This window comes from Frankia sp. CpI1-P (assembly GCF_001421075.1).
GTDB classification, from domain to species: Bacteria; Actinomycetota; Actinomycetes; order Frankiales; family Frankiaceae; genus Frankia; species Frankia torreyi.
In genome coordinates this window covers 19039-36852 of the sequence record NZ_LJJX01000005.1, presented here as the reverse complement: position 1 = coordinate 36852, position 17814 = coordinate 19039, and the positions used below count along the sequence as shown (strand labels likewise).

Genomic DNA, 17814 nt, shown 5'->3' with positions numbered 1-17814 from the left:
NGTCGAGCGGGACCGGCTCGCCCTGGCCGAGCAGTGGCTCGTTGGAAGCACGAGCGCGACCACCTGGCCCAAAGTCGCCATCGCCGCGGGCACACTCGCCCTACTGACCCCGGCGATCCTCGCCTGCGGCCGCCAGTTGAACACCCTCCAGCTCGGAGAGGACCTCGGTGCCGCGCTCGGTGTCCCGATCCGCCGGCTGCAGCTGACCACTGTCAGCCTCGCCGCGTTACTCGCCGCGGTGGCTGTGTCGGTCACCGGTCCGATCGGTTTCGTGGCCTTCGTGAGCCCGCACATCGCCCGTCGGATAACCGGCACCGCGAGCGTCGCGTCCATCCCGACCGCGATGGGTGTCGGAGGTCTACTGCTCCTGCTNGCCGACTACGCAGCCCAGCGCGTCCTCGAGCCCTCGCAGCTTCCCGTGGGCTACGTGACGATCGTCCTGGGAGCTCCGTACCTGCTGTACCTGCTGGTCAGGGGCGAATCCAGGATGGGATGATGATGAACGAGCACGCACTGGGCGTCGACCATGTGTCGTTGGGGTATGGCCGCTCACCTGTCGTGACGGACCTCCAGACCACGTTTCCCCCGGGACTCATCACCTCGATCGTCGGCGCCAACGGTTGCGGTAAGTCGACGTTGCTCCGCGGACTCGCCAGGCTGCTGATGCCCCTGAGCGGCACCGTTCTCCTCGACGGGAAGTCGATCCACGCGCAGCGCTCCAAAGAGATCGCCAAGCGACTCGGACTGCTCCCGCAGGGCCCGACGGTTCCCGAAGGCCTCACCGTCGAAGAACTCGTCTCGCGAGGCCGGTATCCCCACCAGACGTTCCGTCGGCAATGGAGCGTCACCGACGAGCAGGCGGTCGAGGAGGCGCTGAGACTCACCCGCACCTCCGATCTACGCGACCGACCGGTGGACGAGCTCTCNGGCGGCCAACGCCAACGGGTATGGATCGCACTCGTGCTCGCGCAGGACACCTCGATCCTGCTGCTCGACGAGCCGACCACATTCCTGGACATCGCGCACCAGCTCGAGGTCCTCGGCCTGCTCCGCGAGCTCAACGACCGGCAGAACCGGACGGTCATCCTGGTCCTCCACGACNTGAACCAAGCAGCCCGCTACTCCCATCACCTCATCGCCATGCGAGAAGGCCAGATCGTCGCCGCCGGCCCGCCACAGGAGATCGTGACAGTCGACGTGGTCCAGAAAGTCTTCGGAATCCAGTCGGTGATCATCGACGACCCGGTCACGGGAACCCCCCTGTGTGTCCCGAAACCCAACCCCGGACACACGCCAGTCCCAGCGGCCCGCAAGTAACAGATGCAGAGATCCCAAAAGTCCCGAACCTACTCGATCACATCCGTCCTTATCCCCACCGATCCCGCCAGGGAGGGAGACCGTGGGGATGAAGCGAGGACCACCAGAAGGCCCCCGACCACGGGTCCCCACCGATCTCGCCCGGGGAAGGGGGAGCGCGAGGATGGAGCGAAGCTCCCCCTCGCCCCGCGAGGCGAAGCCGAGCAATGAATAAAGGGTGAGGCCCCGGTCTGCGGATGTATTGCACGATATGCGCGGGCACGTGCACCCTCAGGCGTGCGTGATGTAGCCCCTCGTGAGCCGATGCGTAGAGCGTGNGGTCCCAGTCTGGTCCCAGTCTGGTCCCAGCTCGGCAGGCCGAGAGTCCGTCCTGGGGCCGCCTTCTCCTCCAAAGCCGGACCGTTCGTCCGCCGCCGTCCGTGAACGCCTTGCAAGGTCGGCCCGGTCCGTCCGCCCATGTCCAGCCCCATCCGCCCCGTCGGCCCGGCCTGGACGTGGGCTCCGCTGGCGCCCGCACTTGTCCGCCGGCTTGGCTACCCGCTTGGGCTTCTCCCAACGGCGGCGGACCGGCTCTGGCGCGTGCGGACGGAATGGGTCACGATCGTGCCCATGTCGTTGGTGTCCAAGGCGGGATCGGTCGGGTTCGGGCTGCCGGGGTCGTCCAGTGCGCCTTTCGCTGATCGGGTCCGTACGGCAGTGGGTAGGTATGGACCGCTCGTCTTCGGGCTTGACCCGTCGGGTGATCTGTTGACCGGGTGGAGTCTGCCGGACACTCCGGATGGTCTGGAGCGTTTCGTCGACATCGTCCTCGATGCCTCGGTGGGGGCGGTGGGCGTCGTGAAGCCCCAGGCCGCCTTCTACGAACGGCATGGCTGGCGAGGAATTCGTAGCCTGGCCCGCCTCGTCGAGTCGTGCCGCGGCGCGGGTCTGCTGGTTCTCCTCGACGCGAAACGGGGAGATATCGGTTCGACCAGTCAGGCCTACGCCGAGGCCTACCTTGGACCTGACGCGGGGATTCCGGTGGATGCGATCACCGTCACCCCATATCTCGGTTTCGCGGCGATGCAACCGATCCTGGATCGAGCCGTGGCCAGTGATGCCGGCGTGTTCGTCGTCACCCGGTCATCCAACGCTGAGGGCCGCGCCCTCCAGAGCGCCCGCCACGCGGACACCGTGACGGTCGAACAGCACCTGGTCGCCAACATCGCCGCCGAGAACAACCGCCTCGCGCCTGGCCGCGTCGGCCCGATCGGATCGGTGTTCGGCCCCACGCACGGACCTCCGACGGACTTCGATCTCCGCGCGATGAACGGGTTGTTCCTCGCACCGGGAGTCGGCGCCCAGGGCGCCACACCCGCGACAGTCGCGGCGTGCTTCGCCGATTGTCCCGATCGCGTTCTCGCCTCCGCGTCCCGGTCGCTGCTCGCCGTCGGGCCGGACCCATCGCGTCTGCGACACAGCGCCCAGACCCTCGCGGCGCACCTTCGCGACGCACTCCGCACCTGAAACAGCCACTTTGATCGCAAACCTGTCGTACGCAGGACGACTACAGGAGGGTGCCACGCCTGGCAGGCTGGGGGTCGGGCTGTCGTTTTCGGCGATGTTCAGCGGCCTTGTGTCGCCGTGGGACGGAGCGGCCCCGAGGCTGCCGCACATGCCGGCCCGAGAATCAGCCGAAGCAGAGCGCCCCCCAAAGCCACCGACCATCGTCTGCGGCCGATCCCGCCAGGGGAGGGGGAGCGCGAGGGTGGAGCGAAGCTCCCCCTAGCCCCGCGAGGCGAAGCCGAGCAATGAATAAAGGGTGAGGCCCCGGTCTGCGCTCTCCGCAGACACACCTCACCCCTCACCCGTGTCGGGACGACAGGATTTGAACCTGCGACCCCCAGACCCCCAGTCTGGTGCGCTACCAAGCTGCGCCACGTCCCGTACAACGGCAACATTACCGTATCGGCGACCCGGTGTGGTGACCGGGGGCCGCGTCAGCGTCGACCCGACCCCCGACCCCCGACCCTCGTGTGCGGGCCCCGCGTGGGACCAGGCCGAGGCCGTCACCCACGAGGGTGTCCGTGCGGCTGTCGGCCGCGACAGGGAAGGGTCAGGCCGCGCCCTGGGCGCGCCGCCGAGCCACCCCCGCGCCGATCAGCAGGGCGCCGACGGTGGCACCGGCCAGCGGGAGCAGGGGCGAGGATCCGCGGTCGGCCATGCCGCCGCCACCGGCGGCCACACCGCCCGGGCCGCCGCCGACGCCGCCGACACCCGCGCCGCCGACACCGCCGACACCGCCGACACCCACGCCGGCGACGACGCCGGCGCCGACGCCGACCGGGCAGTCGCGGTTCTTGTCCTTGTCCTTGTCATCCCAGTTGAACCAGTCGCCGTCCCGGCCGTCCTTGCCCTGGTCCCGGCCGTCCTTGTCCTGGTCCCGGCCGTCCTTGCCGTCGTCCAGGCCGTCCCGGTTGCCGTTGTCCCGGTTGCCGTCGAGGTTGTCGGCGCGGCCCAGCCTGTCGCCGTCGAGCCTGTTACCGCCGTCCTTGTTGTCGATGCCGTCCTTGTTGTCGATGCCGTCTTTGTGGTCGCGGCCGTCCTTGCCGTCCTTGCCGCCCTTGTCGCCGAAGATGTCCCAACCGTCGTCCTTCTTGTCGTCGCAACGGTTGTTGTTGTTCCTGTCGTCGACGGCGTGGGCGGCGGCCAGGCCGGGCCCGAAGGTGAGGGCGACGCTCGCTGCACTCGACATCGCGAGAACGGCGGCGCTCCGGCCCATACCCTTCTTCATCTGGTCCCCTCTCTCACTTACGGTGATCAAAATGTCACTGCGAGTGACACCATAGCGACTGCGTGTGGAGATGCGCGTCAAGCGGGCCGGGCGTGGTGCGACCGGTCCGGCCGGCGCGAGAACCGCCTGGCCGGCTGGATTTCACGGTCTGTCCCGCCCTCGACCGGGATGGCGGGCGCTGCCGGCGGCCGGCCTCCGGGTTGTCGATGCAGGATCACCGATTGTGGTCGGCTTGCTCGCTACAGTAACGGTCAGTGAAGGGGTTGTGGCCGGGGTGCAGGCGGAACCGGCGGCGCGAGCGGTAGACGGCCAGCGGCGCGCGGACCGGGCGGGAGGGACTGTGGAAGGCGAGACCAACGACGGCCACCGGAAGCCTGCCATCGGACCGGTCCCCGTCGCCGCCGCCGCGCGGCGTCCCCTGCTGTGGCGCGGGCTGCTCCTCGTGGGCCTGGTGCTCATTGTCGGCAGCGGATTCCGCCTGGCGGAACCGGCACTCGACGCCGTCCGCGGCGGTTCCGGGACGGATGTGGTGGCCGACCTGCCAGACGTCCCGCCGCCGCCCCCACCGGCTCCCGCGGGCCCCACGACGGGCCTGCCGCCCGTGCTGGTCGAGCAGCCGGTGATTGTCATCAACGATCCCGCCCGGCTGCGTATCCGGCGGATCGGGATCGACGCGCCGATCACCCATCTCGGTCTGAGCCCGGACGGCTCGATCGCGGTGCCGAAGGCGTGGGGCGACGTCGGCTGGTTCGACCGCGGTCCCGCGCCGGGTGGCATCGGGCCGGCTGTCCTCGTCGGCCACTACGACTCCACCACGGGGCCGGCGGTCTTCTACCGCCTGCCCCAGCTCGTCCCCGGCGACCGAATCGAGGTCGCCGGGCGGACCGGAGCCGCCCAGGCGTTCATCGTCGACCGCAAGGAGGACGTGTCGAAAGCGGCGTTCCCGAGCCAGCGGGTCTACGGGCCGGTAACCCGTCCGGAGCTGCGCCTGATCACCTGCGGCGGCGCCTTCGACCACAAGACCAAGCACTACCTCAACAACGTCGTGGTCTACGCGCACGCGGACACCTTCGCCGGTCCCGCTCCCGGTGCGCCCGCCGTCCCGCCTGCTCAGGCTGCCGTTNCACCCGCCCGCGCCGCCGCGGTTCCCCCTTCGACCGTTCCCCCGTCGACGGTGCGCGCTGGCACGTTGGTGCCGCCGGGCGCGAGTTCGGGTGCCGCCCCGCCGGCGGCGGGGGTACCCGTCCCGACGGGTACCCGCGGTGCGGTCCCGGCGGCGCCGGCCGTCCCCGCGGCGGGTGTGGGCGTGGGTCAGGGAATTCCCTGATCCGGCGGCGCCGGCCGTCCCCGTGGTGGCTGTGCGGGTAGGTCAGGGAATTCCCCCGGGTCGATCCGGCGGCTGACCGTTCCGCTTTTCACCGCGCGCCGCGCGGCGCGCGGCGACGTCCGTCCTTCGTTGTGCGCACGGCGTCCGGCAAGGGGGTGGCGTGCCGCCCGTCCGGTCCCGGAACGACGCCTTTCCCGCGGTTCGCGGAACCGGTGGGGACCCCGATTCCGGCTGCCCCGGGGTGGCTCGCTGGATCACCTGCGCAGCGTCACTCGAGGCGCGGAACGGTAGGCGGAGGGTTGTGTGTGGCGAGCCGACTGTCACGAAGGCGCGGGTCGAGGGGTGCCGCCACCCGGTCGTCGTCACGAGAAGTGAGCGTGGGGGCACGACTTGCTGAGGGGCGGGCGCTTTCCGATGGCGTGTCCGAGCGTTGGGTTCAGGGTGGTTGCCGACCCTGCTGGTATGTCCATTATGGTCATCGACAGCACTTCTGTTCCGGCCGTTCATCGATGCCTGGAATAGGCGGTGCTGGTTACGTGCCATGCGAACAGCGATACCCGTCGGACCGATGCGCCTAGTCCTGCCCCCGGTTCGGCGACCCCTCCGAGTATGTCGGGGCAGGCGCGGGGGACCCATGGTCCTGGAGGCGGTTGCCGCAGGCGGCGCCGCTCCCAGGGGTGGAGCCGATAGGTCCGCGCGGCCGGCACCGGGCTCCCCGGCCCGAATCCCGGCAGCTCACCTCGTAGGCGCACGGGAAGGACACGCCTTGCCCCGTCGTGGTATGGCCTGGCTGCCGGAGGACTGGGAACAGTTCGTCCGCAGCCGCCAGCGGCCGCCGGCGCCCCATACCTCCTCAGGCTCCGGCGCGGTCCGCCGCCGTACCACCCCCCCGCCCCGGCGGGCCGCCACCATCGCCGCGTTCACGACCGGGACGCTCGCCGCGTCGACGGCCGCCTTCGCCGCGACCGTGCCCGGCGGGACCGACGGTGCGGCCTCCCTGGACGCGGGCGCGACGCCGATCCACGAGGCCGCGATGGTCGGCGGGCACGGGGCCGTCGGCGACCTGACCAGGGCGCGCACCCTCGCGCCGCTGGCCACCGCGATCGCCGACCACGACCCGGTCTTCACCAACGTCTCCATCACCGCGGACAAGTCGGCCGTCGCGCCGAACACCCCCGTCGTGCTGACGGTGCGCGCCACCGAGGCCGACAGCGGCGCCCCCCTGTCGGGTCAGGACGTTCGCATCGTGGTCGTGAACGGGCCGCAGTGGCAGACTTCGACGCGCCTGCACACCGACGCCAACGGGACCGCCCAGATCACCGCCCGGCTGCTGTCCACCACGACCATCACCGCCGTCTTCGACGGATCGAACGCGCTGCGGCCCTCTCTCGCCGGCGCCGCCACCGTGACGATCACCAGCCCGTTGCGCGGCGCGGCCGGCCTCGGTGGATCCGGCTCCGGGTCGGTCATCGACCAGGCCATCCCCACGGTCATCCCGGGCAGCTCGATCGGCGAGAAGGCCGTCTACCTGGCCTCGCTGAACAAGGGCAAGCCGTACGTGTGGGGCGCCGAGGGGCCCTACTCCTTCGACTGCTCGGGCCTGGTCCAGTACGTGTTCAAGCAGCTCGGCCGGTCCCTGCCGCGCACCGCGCAGGGGCAGTACAACGTCTCGACCAAGGTGCCGCAGTCCGGCAAGCAGCCCGGCGATCTGATCTTCTACGGCACCCCGGGCAACATCTACCATGTCGGCATCTACGCCGGGAACGGCTACATGTGGGCCGCGCCGCAGACCGGCGGCGTCGTCTCGCTGCGTCCCATCTACAGCTCCACCTACAAGGTCGGCCGCATCCACTGACGGCGCCGGGCGGCGCCGCCGGGTCCGACGGTCCGGTGGCGACGGCCATCCGCTAGCGTCAGCCCTGTCCGGACTGCCGATCGGGCGCCCGCGCGCGACCGGGCGGCCCCGGGCGGCGCCGTGCCCGCGGCGGGACCCGCGGGCGCACCGGGCGCGGTGGGCGGCCGCTCACCGCACCTCGCGGCACCTGCCGCCGAGCCGGTCGAAGCGCCGGTGGAGGAGGGACGTCGCATGACCGCGCCCACCCCGCAGCCCACGGCGTCCGAGCCGGCGCCGCCGGACCGGGTGTGGACGATCCCCAACGCGCTGTCGGCGCTGCGGCTGCTCGGAGTGCCGGTGTTTCTCTGGCTGGTGCTCGGGCCGGAGGCGGACGGCGCGGCGCTGGGGATCCTCGCGTTCGCCGGGGTCAGCGACTACCTCGACGGCAAGCTCGCCCGCGCGCTCAACCAGACCAGCCGCCTCGGGGTGCTGCTCGACCCGCTCGCCGACCGCCTCTACATCCTCTCCACGATCATCGCGCTGACCGTGCGCGACATCGTGCCGATCTGGCTCGCCGTCCTGCTGCTGGCCCGGGACGTGGCGCTGCTCGCCCTGCCACCGCTGCTGCGCCGCATCGGCGTGGGTGTCGCCCTGCCCGTGCACTACCTCGGTAAGGCGGCGACGTTCAACCTGCTCTACGCCTTCCCGTTGTTGCTGCTCTCCGCCGGGGACTCGTGGCTGGCGACCGCGGCCCGCCCGCTCGGCTGGGCGTTCGCGATCTGGGGTACTGCCCTGTACTGGTGGTCCGGCCTGCTCTACTTCGTGCAGGCCGGCCAGCTCGCCCGGCGCTACCGGGCCCACACCCGGACCGGCGGCCAGCCCCCGACCGGCGCCCACGACCCGACCGGCGCCCACCCCGGGGCCGGCGAGAGCGGGAGGTAAGCGGTGAGAGCCGTCGTCATGGCGGGTGGCGAGGGCACCCGGCTGCGTCCCCTGACCGCCAACCTGCCCAAGCCGCTGCTGCCCGTCGTCAACCGGCCGATCATGGAGCATGTGCTGCGGCTGCTCAAGCGGCACGGCTTCGATGAGACGGTCGTGACGGTCCAGTTCCTGGCCTCGATGATCCGCACCTACTTCGGCGCCGGCGACGAGCTCGGCATGCACCTGTCGTACGCGACGGAGACGACCCCGCTGGGCACCGCCGGCAGCGTGAAGAACGCCGAGGACGCCCTGCGTGACGAGGCGTTCCTCGTCATCAGCGGGGACGCGCTGACCGACATCGACCTCACCGACCTCGTCGCCTTCCACCGTCGCCAGGGCGCCCTGGTCACCGTGGCGCTCAAGTCGGTGCCCGACCCGCTGGAGTTCGGCATCGTCATCACCGGCGAGGACGGGCGCATCCAGCGTTTCCTGGAGAAGCCGACCTGGGGGCAGGTCTTCTCCGACACGGTCAACACCGGGATCTACGTGATGGAACCCGAGGTCCTCGCGCACGTGCCGCCCGGCGAGGCGGTCGACTGGTCCGGCGACGTCTTCCCCCGCCTCGTCGAGGCCGGCGCGCCGGTGTTCGGCTACGTCGCGGCCGGCTACTGGGAGGACGTCGGCACCATCGCGAGCTTTCTGCGCGCCCAGGCCGACGTGCTCAACCGGCAGGTCGACGTGGAGATCGACGGGTTCGAGGTCTCGCCCGGCGTGTGGGTCGGCGAGGACGCCGAGGTCCATCCCGACGCCATCCTCAAGGGCCCGCTCGTCGTCGGCGACTACAGCAAGGTGGAGGCCGGCGCCGAGCTGCGGGAGTTCACCGTGCTCGGCAGCAACGTCCTGGTCAAGAGCGGTGCCTTCCTGCACCGGGCGATCGTCCAGGACAACGCGCTGATCGGCCCGCAGACCAACCTGCGCGGCTGCGTCATCGGCAAGAGCACCGACGTGCTGCGNGCGGCCCGGATCGAGGAGGGCGCCGTCATCGGCGACGAGTGCGTCGTGCGGGAGGAGGCGTTCGTCTCCCACGACGTGAAGATCTACCCGTTCAAGACGATCGAGGCCGGCGCGGTCGTCAACACCTCGGTCATCTGGGAGTCCCGCGGCCAGCGCTCCCTGTTCGGCCCGCGCGGCGTGTCCGGGCTGATCAACGCCGAGATCACCCCCGAGCTCGTCGTCCGCATCGCCGGCGCCTACGCCACCACCCTGAAGAAGGGTGCCACCGTCACCACGGCGCGCGACGGTTCCCGGGCCGCCCGCGCCCTCAAGCGGGCCGTCATCAGCGCGCTGACCGCCGGGGCCATCAACATCCGCGACCTCGAGGTGTCGCCGATGCCGGTCACCCGGTTCGACGTCCGTTCCTCCAACGCGGCCGGCGGGATCATGGTGCGCACCGCCCCCGGCGACCCGGAACGCATCGACATCCTCTTCCTCGACGCCGACGGCGACGACCTGTCCCCGGCCGCCCAGCGCAAGCTCGACCGGGTCTTCTCCCGGCAGGACTTCCGCCGCGCCTTCCCCGGCGAGATCGGCGACCTGCGCTTCCCCGCCCGCACCCTGGACCTCTACATCCAGGACCTGCTCGACCGGGTCGACACCGCCGGCCTCGCCGAGGCGGACCTGAAGATCGTCGTTGATCCCTCCGGCGGCTCCGCCTCGCTCGTGCTGCCCACCCTGCTCGGCCGGCTCGGCGTCGACGTGCTGACCGTCAACGGGCGGGTCGACGAGATCATCCCGGCCCACAGCGCCGCCGACGACCTGCGGGCGACCGACCGGCTCGGCGCCCTGGTCGCCAGCTCCGGCGCGGCCTTCGGGGTGCGCTTCGACCACGTCGGCGAGCGCATCGCCATCGTCGACGAGCGCGGCGACCTCATCGACGACGACCGGGCGCTGCTGGTCTTCCTCGACCTCGTGGCCGCCGAGAACCGGGGCGCCGAGGTCGCCCTGCCGGTCACCACCACCCGGGTGGCCGACCAGGTGACCCACTTCCACGGGCTGACCGTGCGCCGGACCTCCCTGTCGGCGGCGGCGCTGACCCGCGTCGCCCGCGAGGAGGGCGTCGTCTTTGCCGCCGACGGCCGGGGCGGCTTCGTCGTCGGCGAGTTCGCCCCCGCCATTGACGGGCTCGCGGCGTTCGTGAAGCTGCTGACCCTCGTCGCGCGGACCCGGCTGACGCTGTCCGCCATCGACGCCCGGATCCCGTCCATCGCCATCCTGCGCCGCTCCGTGCCCACCCCGTGGGCGGCGAAGGGCACGGTCATGCGCCGCATCGTGGAGTCCGTCGATCCGGACGCCGACCAGACCCTCGACACCACCGACGGGGTGCGCATCGTCTCCCCCGACGGCTCCTGGGTGCTGGTGCTGCCCGATCCCAGCGAGGCCGTCACGCACCTGTGGGCCGAGGGGGCCGACCTGAACGAGGCCCACCAGCTCCTGCGCCACTGGGCCGAAGTGGTCGAGGCACCGTAGAACCGCCCCGCGGCTCCACACCGGCCGCCTCCCGCGGCTCCCACACCGGCCGCCTCCCGCGGGTCGTCCCGTGCCCGCCATCCCCGCGACTCCCACGCGGCCGCCTCCCGCGGCCGTCCCACGCGGGCCGTCCGCGTCTGCGTGCCGGCGGCGCCTCATCCCACCCGTCCGCCATGCACGGTGCGCTGCTGTACCCTTGCCCAGGGTAATTCGACGCAATGGTGCCGAGGGCTGTGCGCGGTTTTCGGCTGGAAAATCGTACACAGCCCTCGGCACGTCTGCGTAATCGATCCGTTACTGGAGGCTGACTCGGCGAGTCGACGGGTTTCTCGGCCGGCCACGGCGCGCGCGGTGGCACCGCGGTCGGCGGCGGTGAGCTCCCGGTCGGTCAGAATGCCGAATGTGCGGGATCGGACCGGATGGCCATGGCGAGGGGCGAATTGCCCCGCCGGCCGACCCGGGACGTCCGCAGCCCGAGGCCTGCCCGGAGCACTGGAGCCCCTGCCCGCCGAGCTCGCCGCACTCCTCGATCGCCCACTCCCGCGATCCACCGACGTGCCGGCTCGCGACGTGCCGGCTCGCGACGTGTCGGCTCGCGTGCGCCGGGTGGCGGGGTGCTGGGGGTGGCGGCGAGCCCTGGCCCTGGCCCTGGTGTTGGCCGTGCTCGGTGGTGTGATCGCGCTCGGGGCGCGGCGTGCCGCAGTGACCGCCGACGCCCGAGACCGGCTCGCGGTGATCCTGCGCGCGCAGGTCGGCGAGCGCTCCACGGCCCTGACGGGCACCGAGGACCGGGTCGGGCGGCTGCGGTCGCAGCTCGCGGTGACCCGCGAACAGCGCCGCCGCGCCCAGCGCGACCAGGCTCGCGCCGTCGCGGACGTCGCGGCGCTCGGTCCCATGACGGGTTCGGCCGCGGTGACGGGCCCCGGCGTGCGGATCATCGTCAACGACCGGCTGGCCGGCGGCTCCGGCGCCGCGGATCCCCGGGTGTCGGCGTCCGGTACCCCCCGCCCGCACCAGACCGGGCCGACGGCCGCCTCGGGCGCACCCGCCCCGGGGCGCATCCAGGATCACGACCTCGCCGACCTGGTGAACGTGCTGTGGATCTCCGGGGCCGAGGCGATCGCGATCAACGGGGTGCGGCTGACGGCGCTCAGTGCGATCCGGGCGGCGGGGGACATCGTGCTGATCAATTTCGTTCCCGTGCTTGCGCCGTACTCGGTCGAGGCTGTCGGTGATCCGCTTCGGCTGGTGCGGCGGGTGGAACAGTCGGCGGTGGTCGACCGGCTGCGCCACCGTCCCGGTTCCCCCGTGACCTCACTGACGGCGTCCATCGCCGCGTCCCTGACCCTGCCCGCGGCGCCGTCACCGGTGCTGCGTCATGCCCGACGGAGCGGATCATGATTCCCCTGCTGGCCCTCGTGCTGGGTGTGGTGGCCGGACTGCTGCTGGGACCGAGCGCTCCGGACTGGTTGGACCCCTACCTGCCGGTCGCGGTCGTGGCGGCGGTCGACGCTGCCCTCGGCGCCGCGCGGTCGCTCGTCGAGCGGACGTTCGACGACCGTGAGTTCATCGTCTCGTTCGCCTCCAACGTGGTGATCGCCGTCCTGCTCGTGCTGCTCGGCGACCTGATCGGCCTCGGCGGTGCGCTGTCGACGGCGGTCGTCGTCGTGCTGGGCATCCGGATCTTCACGACCGCGACGGTCCTGCGCCGCGCGCTGATCAGGCTCTGACGATGACGGCGAGCGCGGCGCGGCCCTCCCGGCCCGAGCCCGCCGGCGAATCCCCGGCCGAGCCGGTTGCCGGCGCTGGCACGGACCCGGCGCCGTCGACGGCTGGCGAGCCGGACGTCCCACAACCCGCCGTCCCGGAGCCCCTCGTCCCCCCGGAGCCCGCCGTCCCGGAGCCCGCCGTCCCGGAGGCCGCCGTAGCGGAGCCCGCTGTTCCGGAGCCCGCTCATCCGCAATCCGCTGAGGACGGGGGGGATGGCGTCCAGCAGGTCGAGGGTGACGGGGAGCCAGCCGTCGGCGGTGCGGTCGCCCGAGCCGCGCAGGCCGTTGCGGGTGAGCCAGGCACCGGCGACGTGGCCGGGGCGACGACTCCCGCGCAGCCCGGGGCGGGATCGGGGCCGCCGAGGATGCGGCTGAGCCGGGCGGTGACCCTCGTCCTGCTGGCCGCGCTCGGATTCGGCGGGGTCGTCGCGGCGCGTTCGGCGGACCCGTCGTTCTCCCTGGCCACGGCCCGCCCGGACGAGCTCGCTGCCAGCCTCGGCGCGATCGGTGCCGAGAACCGGGCGCTCGCGTCGCAGGAGGGGCGCCTGCGCCGAGAGGCGGCCGGGACAGCCGGGGCGGGATCGCCGGGGGCGTCGCCGGCACCGGGCGGGGCGTCGGGGCCGGCCGGCGGGCGGGGCGCCGAGTCGGGCGGCGGGGCGGACGCCGAGCGCGCCCGGGCCGACGAGCTGGCGATCCTCGCCGGGACGGTGCCGGTCGACGGGCCCGGGCTGGAGCTGACCATCCGGGACCCGCACCGGGCGGTCGACGCCTCGGTGCTCGTCGACGCGCTGCAGGAACTGCGCGACGCGGGCGCGGAGGCCATCGAGATCGCCGGCGTGCGGGCGGTCGTGTCGACCTACGTCGCCGACGAGCCGGGGCACGGGCTGATCGTGGACGGGAGGTCGGTCGCTGCGCCCTACGTCCTTCGGGTGGTCGGTGATGCCCACACCCTCGACCAGGCGCTGCGGATCCCGGGTGGGGTGCTCGATACGGTAGCGGCGCGGGACGGGGCGCAGGCCAGCGTCCGGACCCTCGGGCATCTCGAGATCCGTGCGCTGCGACCCGCTCCCAGCCCCCGCTACGCTCGCCCGGCCGGATAGCTCCGCCGCCGCGCGGGTTGCCTGGCGACGGGGTTGGAACGACGGCTCCCGCCGGCGCTGGTCGGAGCGATGCGGATCAAGGGGAGGCGATCTCCGGTGTACCCGGACGACCTGAAGTACACCCGTGAGCACGAGNGGATCCGGCTCACCGGGAGCACGGCCCGGGTGGGCATCACGTCCTACGCGCAGGAGGCGCTGGGCGACATCGTGTTCGTGACGCTGCCCGAGGTCGGCACCACCACCGCGGCGGGGGAGCCCTTCGGCGAGGTCGAGTCGACCAAGAGCGTCTCGGAGATCTACGCCCCGGCCGCCGGTGAGATCACCGCCTGTAATGAGGCGTTGGTGAGCGCACCCGAGCTGATCAACTCTGATCCGTACGGGGATGGCTGGCTGGTCGAGTTCACGTTCACGGACACGGACTCCATCGAGGGCCTACTGGACGCCGGCGAGTACGCAGAGCACGTGAAGGAGTACTGACGGTACTGGCTGTGTCCCGATGGCGGGCGGTGGGTGACGCCACGCCGAACAACACGGGTCGCACCCTTTTCACGAGCGTGCCCCCGATGCACTAGCCTCGGGGTGCACCGGGGCACGGTCGTGGACGGCCCAGCCGTCGGCATGTGATCATCCCGGTGGTGGGGGTGGGCTGAGGACGTCTGGCTACCACCATCGCAAGTGCTGGTAGAGACGTTCCCGCCGCCTGTCCGGCGGCGNCCGAGGCGGCTGGCGAACCTCGCTCGCGCGGGGTCCCGGCAGGAAGCGGACGCGACTGTGTTCTGCACGAGGTGCGGACAGCAGAACCCGTCCGACGCGCTGTATTGCGCGCGGTGCGGGTCCCCTCTGGTACGTCCGGGTGAGCCCGTGGCGCCGGAGCGGCCCGCCGAACAGACATCGACGTTGAATCTGGCCGCCGCGCTCTCCGGAATCGAGGGCGATCACGTCGACGAGTCGACGGAGCGCGACGCCGTCGCCGCCGTCGACGCGCTGCCGCCGGGTTCGGCGCTGCTGGTCGTCAAGCGCGGGCCGAACGCCGGCAGCCGGTTCCTGCTGGACGCCGACATGACCACCGTCGGGCGCCATCCCGAAAGCGACATCTTCCTCGACGACGTCACCGTCTCGCGCCGGCACGCGGAGTTCCACCGCTCGCCTTACACCAAGGGCTTCTCGGTGCGTGACGTCGGCAGCCTCAACGGCACGTACCTCAACCGGGAGCGCATCGACTCCGCCGAGCTGACCAGCGGCGACGAGGTGCAGATCGGGAAGTTCCGACTGGTGTTCCTGACCGGGGCGAGCTACGGGGGGTCAGCGGCGCGGTGAGCGGGAGGGACCCACGGTGAGCGGCTTCGCTGCGGCGTCGCCGGCCCCGCGCCCGAACGGGCCCGGTCGGGACCGGGCCGGTTCGGGCGCGAAGGTGCTCAACATCGGCCAGGTCCTGGAGCGGCTGCGGGCCGACTTCGCCGACATCACGCTGTCGAAGATCCGCTATCTGGAGGCGGAGGGACTCGTCGAGCCGGCTCGCACGAGCGCGAACTACCGCAAGTACTCGGCCGACGACGTGGCCCGGCTCCGTTACGTCCTGCANGCGCAGCGGGAGCGGTTCCTCCCGCTTCGCGTGATCAAGGAGGAGCTGGCCTCCCTCGACCGCGAGGAGACGCCGGTACACCGACCCGGTCCCCGCGCGGTGCCCCCGCATCCGGCTCCTACCGGCCTGGACGCCATCCTGGGGGTGGAAAGGGTCAGGATGTCCCGCCGGGAGCTCCTGGCGGCCGTGGGGCTCGACGAGGAGGAACTGGCGGACCTGGAGCGGCACGGCCTGGTCGCCCCGATCGCGGGCGGCGGGTACTACGACTCCGACGCCCTGCTCGTCGCGCGCACGGTCGCGCTGCTCGCCGGGCACGGCGTCCAGGCCAGGCATCTGCGGGCCGCCCGAACGGTCGCCGATCGTGAGGCTGGTCTCATCGAGGCCGCCACCGCCCCGTTGCGGGGCCAGCGCGGCTCGGACAACGCCGGGCGGCAGGCGGAGACCGCCGATGAGCTGGCGGCCTTGCTGGTCCGGCTGCATGCGGCCCTGCTGCGGTCCCGGCTGGCGGCCGGTCGGTCGAGCTGACCGGGTGGTCGAGGCCGAGGCGGAAGTGCCCTGCCGGGCAGCGGAACCGGTGGGCGCGCTGACGCCGGGCGGATGNGGGGATACTGTCTCCCCTGTGGGGTTTTCTGGCTCCGGTCACAACATCCCGCCCTGCCCCACCTGCGCGAGGAGGTAGATCGGTGCATCGGCTGGACATCGTCGGCGTGCGAGTCGAGCTTCCGTCGAAGCAGCCGATCGTCCTGCTCAAGGAGGTGGGCGGTGAGCGGTATCTGCCCATCTGGATCGGCGCCGTCGAGGCGACCGCGATCGCCTTCGCCCAGGAGGGCATCACGACGGCTCGACCCATGACCCATGACCTGATGCGGGACGTGCTGCGGGCGCTGCAGACGGACCTGACCCGGGTGACGATCACGGACCTGCAGGACGGCGTCTTCTTCGCCACCCTCGTGTTCGGCAACGGGGTGGAGGTCTCCGCCCGTCCGTCCGATGCGATCGCACTGGCGATGCGGATGGGGGCGCCGGTCTACGGCGTCGAGGCCGTCCTGGCGGAGGCCGGGATCACGGTCCCCGAGGAGCAGGAGCAGGAACAGGAGAGCGAGCTGGAGAAGTTCCGGGAGTTCCTGGACACGATCTCTCCCGAGGACTTCAACACTCCCGGCTCCTGAGCCTGCCTCCGCCCCGCGGCGACCAGCCGTCGCGGGGCGGCGTCGGCGCGCGACCGGTCGTCCTCGGCGGTGCCCGCTCGGCCGCACGCCCTTTACCTGCTCTTTCGGCGAGTTCACGGCGGCCCGCGTGGCCCGAACCGGGTGCCCCGTCGTGGGGATGGGGGCGCGCGCCGCACCCCGTTCGCGGGCCCATCGCACCCCGTTCGCGGGCCCACACGCCCAGGAGCGGGTGTGGTCCGGCCCGGCCCGGCCGGCGGGCCCCTTTCCCTGGCCTGGCGGGCTTCGGCGGCTCTCTTCTCAGGGCGGACGGGCCCGCCGTGGGACGAGTCCCGCCATGACCGCTCCGATGCGATTCCTTTTTGTCCGATCTGGCCGGCCATGTCCGCTGGACTACAGACACGCCGGCTTAGATCATTGAAGGAACCGCGCGTNACTCCTACGGTCGGAGGAACCCGATCCCGGAGCTCGTGGCCGCCCGTGCCCGTGGCGGACGCGTCAGCGGACGAACGTGCTCCGGCTCTGACCCTTGCCGGGGAGGTGGTGGCGGCGGGCCGTGCCCGGACCTGTGGACCCGCGTCGCGGGTGGTCAGGGCGCGTAGGCTGCGCGCGTCTCGTGCCGGTCGGACAGCACCGACCGGTGGACCTGCCGGTGTCGGCGTGACCCTGCCGGCCGGCAGCCACGGGCCGGCGGTCGCGGGCCGGCGGTGTGCGGGCGAAGGCCGGTGGCGTCCGGTGGCGTCCGGTCGGGACGATCCGGACGTGGCCGTGGAAGTGACTCGACCGGGCTGGGTGTCCGGGATGGCGGGACCGGGTGACCGGCCGCCGGGACCGACCCGGATCGATCCGGAGGATGGGGCTGGCATGGCGGCGAAGTGCGTACGACGATGATCGAACAGGGCCAGCTCTTTCCGGACGAGATCCCCGAAGCTCCTGGGGACGACGTCGGATACCGCGGGCCGACAGCATGTGCCGCGGCGGGCATCACCTACCGCCAGCTCGATTACTGGGCGCGGACCGGCCTGGTCGTCCCCAGCGTCCGCGGCGCGTCCGGTTCGGGCAGCCAGCGGCTGTACTCCTTCCGGGACGTCCTCGTCCTACGGGTCGTCCGCAAGCTGCTGGAAGCGGGCGTCTCGCTGCAGAACATCCGGGTCGCCGTGGAGCACCTGCGCACTCGGGGAGTGGACGACCTGGCCCAGCTCACCCTGATCAGCGACGGCTCGACCGTCTATGAGTGCACCTCGGACGACCAGGTGATCGATCTGGTCCGCGGCGGCCAGGGGGTGTTCGCGATCGCGGTCGGCCGGGCCCTGCGCGACATGCGCGGCCAGCTCGCCGAGCTGCCCTGCGAGCGCCCCGGCCAGCCGCCCGCCACCCACCCGGGCGACGAGCTCGCCAGCCGCCGCACCCGGCGCAGCAGCGCCTGAGCCGCGCAGGTCTGCCTGAGCCGCGCAGGTCTGCCTGAGCCGCGCAGGTCTGCCTGAGCCGCGCAGGTCTGC

General features: G+C 72.1%; 13 protein-coding genes, 1 tRNA gene and 8 pseudogenes. 20 read left to right on the top strand and 2 right to left on the bottom strand.

Annotated elements, in window-relative coordinates; all coding sequences use genetic code 11:
• Position 1: 1 nt before the first annotated feature.
• The 5 genes and pseudogenes from FF86_RS65155 to pyrF form a co-directional block, all read left to right on the top strand.
• Positions 2 to 372 (top strand): annotated as a pseudogene (locus FF86_RS65155) (iron chelate uptake ABC transporter family permease subunit); the annotation flags it as partial.
• Between the two features lies 1 nt (position 373).
• Positions 374 to 496, top strand: a 123-nt coding sequence (locus FF86_RS65150; RefSeq protein ID WP_396229778.1) for an iron chelate uptake ABC transporter family permease subunit, incomplete at its 5' end; no start/stop codon positions are given.
• Positions 493 to 926: pseudogene (locus tag FF86_RS40555) on the top strand (ABC transporter ATP-binding protein); the annotation flags it as partial. The gene FF86_RS65150 and the pseudogene FF86_RS40555, both read left to right, overlap by 4 nt.
• A gap of 1 nt (position 927) precedes the next feature.
• Positions 928 to 1101: pseudogene (locus FF86_RS40550) on the top strand (ATP-binding cassette domain-containing protein); the annotation flags it as partial.
• An 825-nt stretch (positions 1102 to 1926) separates the two neighbouring features.
• The gene (pyrF, locus tag FF86_RS04850) at positions 1927 to 2823 is read left to right on the top strand and encodes an orotidine-5'-phosphate decarboxylase (protein ID WP_044883696.1); all 897 of its coding nucleotides are present in this window, start codon (positions 1927 to 1929) and stop codon (positions 2821 to 2823) included.
• Positions 2824 to 3169: 346 nt separating this feature from the next.
• Here pyrF and FF86_RS04845 read toward each other — a convergent pair.
• Both FF86_RS04845 and FF86_RS04840 read right to left on the bottom strand, forming a co-directional pair.
• Positions 3170 to 3243, bottom strand: a tRNA-Pro gene (locus FF86_RS04845).
• Between the two features lie 169 nt (positions 3244 to 3412).
• On the bottom strand, positions 3413 to 4090 hold the full coding sequence (locus tag FF86_RS04840; RefSeq protein ID WP_044883648.1) for a hypothetical protein: 678 nt from the start codon (positions 4088 to 4090) through the stop codon (positions 3413 to 3415).
• A 70-nt stretch (positions 4091 to 4160) separates the two neighbouring features.
• Between FF86_RS04840 and FF86_RS04835 the strand changes: the two are divergent.
• The 15 genes and pseudogenes from FF86_RS04835 to FF86_RS04780 form a co-directional block, all read left to right on the top strand.
• A pseudogene (locus tag FF86_RS04835) lies at positions 4161 to 5213 on the top strand (class F sortase); the annotation flags it as partial.
• Positions 5214 to 6183: 970 nt separating this feature from the next.
• On the top strand, positions 6184 to 7272 hold the full coding sequence (locus FF86_RS04830) for an NlpC/P60 family protein (protein WP_044883649.1): 1089 nt from the start codon (positions 6184 to 6186) through the stop codon (positions 7270 to 7272).
• 231 nt (positions 7273 to 7503) lie between these two features.
• Entirely contained in the window at positions 7504 to 8193 is a 690-nt protein-coding gene (locus tag FF86_RS04825) for a CDP-alcohol phosphatidyltransferase family protein (RefSeq protein WP_044883650.1), read from the top strand.
• 18 nt (positions 8194 to 8211) lie between these two features.
• Positions 8212 to 9185, top strand: a pseudogene (locus FF86_RS40540) (sugar phosphate nucleotidyltransferase); the annotation flags it as partial.
• 1 nt (position 9186) lies between these two features.
• Positions 9187 to 10698: pseudogene (locus FF86_RS40535) on the top strand (mannose-1-phosphate guanyltransferase); the annotation flags it as partial.
• Positions 10699 to 11253: 555 nt separating this feature from the next.
• Positions 11254 to 12099: a DUF881 domain-containing protein gene (locus tag FF86_RS04815; RefSeq protein WP_242418195.1), complete on the top strand. Its 846-nt coding sequence runs from the start codon at positions 11254 to 11256 to the stop codon at positions 12097 to 12099.
• Positions 12096 to 12428 (top strand): DUF1290 domain-containing protein, encoded by a 333-nt coding sequence (locus FF86_RS04810; protein WP_044883652.1) that lies wholly within the window; start codon positions 12096 to 12098, stop codon positions 12426 to 12428. The genes FF86_RS04815 and FF86_RS04810 overlap by 4 nt, the downstream gene beginning before the upstream one ends.
• Positions 12429 to 12430: 2 nt before the next feature.
• Positions 12431 to 13567 carry a DUF881 domain-containing protein gene (locus FF86_RS40530; RefSeq protein ID WP_242418194.1) on the top strand — a complete coding sequence of 379 codons (1137 nt, stop codon included), beginning with the start codon at positions 12431 to 12433 and terminating at the stop codon, positions 13565 to 13567.
• Between the two features lie 69 nt (positions 13568 to 13636).
• Positions 13637 to 13702 (top strand): annotated as a pseudogene (locus FF86_RS40525) (glycine cleavage system protein H); the annotation flags it as partial.
• 1 nt (position 13703) lies between these two features.
• A partial coding sequence (gcvH, locus tag FF86_RS04800) for a glycine cleavage system protein GcvH (protein WP_242418193.1) occupies positions 13704 to 14044 on the top strand: 341 nt, incomplete at its 5' end.
• 294 nt (positions 14045 to 14338) lie between these two features.
• A complete protein-coding gene (locus FF86_RS04795; RefSeq protein ID WP_009739506.1) occupies positions 14339 to 14884 on the top strand; it encodes an FHA domain-containing protein in 546 nt (181 codons plus the stop codon).
• 16 nt (positions 14885 to 14900) lie between these two features.
• Positions 14901 to 15148: pseudogene (locus FF86_RS40520) on the top strand (MerR family transcriptional regulator); the annotation flags it as partial.
• Position 15149: 1 nt separating this feature from the next.
• A partial coding sequence (locus FF86_RS04790; protein WP_242418192.1) for a MerR family transcriptional regulator occupies positions 15150 to 15674 on the top strand: 525 nt, incomplete at its 5' end.
• A gap of 158 nt (positions 15675 to 15832) precedes the next feature.
• Positions 15833 to 16318 carry a bifunctional nuclease family protein gene (locus FF86_RS04785; protein ID WP_009739504.1) on the top strand — a complete coding sequence of 162 codons (486 nt, stop codon included), beginning with the start codon at positions 15833 to 15835 and terminating at the stop codon, positions 16316 to 16318.
• An 884-nt stretch (positions 16319 to 17202) separates the two neighbouring features.
• Complete coding sequence (locus FF86_RS04780) at positions 17203 to 17742, top strand: MerR family transcriptional regulator (RefSeq protein ID WP_044883700.1); 540 nt, start codon at positions 17203 to 17205, stop codon at positions 17740 to 17742.
• Positions 17743 to 17814 lie beyond the last annotated feature (72 nt).

Bases quoted from the DNA above. Each gene is read 5' to 3' on its own strand.
- pyrF (WP_044883696.1), top strand. From the start codon at position 1,927: ATGTCGTTGGTGTCCAAGGCGGGATCGGTCGGGTTCGGGCTGCCGGGG.
- FF86_RS04840 (WP_044883648.1), bottom strand. From the start codon at position 4,090: ATGAAGAAGGGTATGGGCCGGAGCGCCGCCGTTCTCGCGATGTCGAGT.
- FF86_RS04825 (WP_044883650.1), top strand. From the start codon at position 7,504: ATGACCGCGCCCACCCCGCAGCCCACGGCGTCCGAGCCGGCGCCGCCG.
- FF86_RS04810 (WP_044883652.1), top strand. From the start codon at position 12,096: ATGATTCCCCTGCTGGCCCTCGTGCTGGGTGTGGTGGCCGGACTGCTG.
- FF86_RS40530 (WP_242418194.1), top strand. From the start codon at position 12,431: ATGACGGCGAGCGCGGCGCGGCCCTCCCGGCCCGAGCCCGCCGGCGAA.
- FF86_RS04780 (WP_044883700.1), top strand. From the start codon at position 17,203: ATGATCGAACAGGGCCAGCTCTTTCCGGACGAGATCCCCGAAGCTCCT.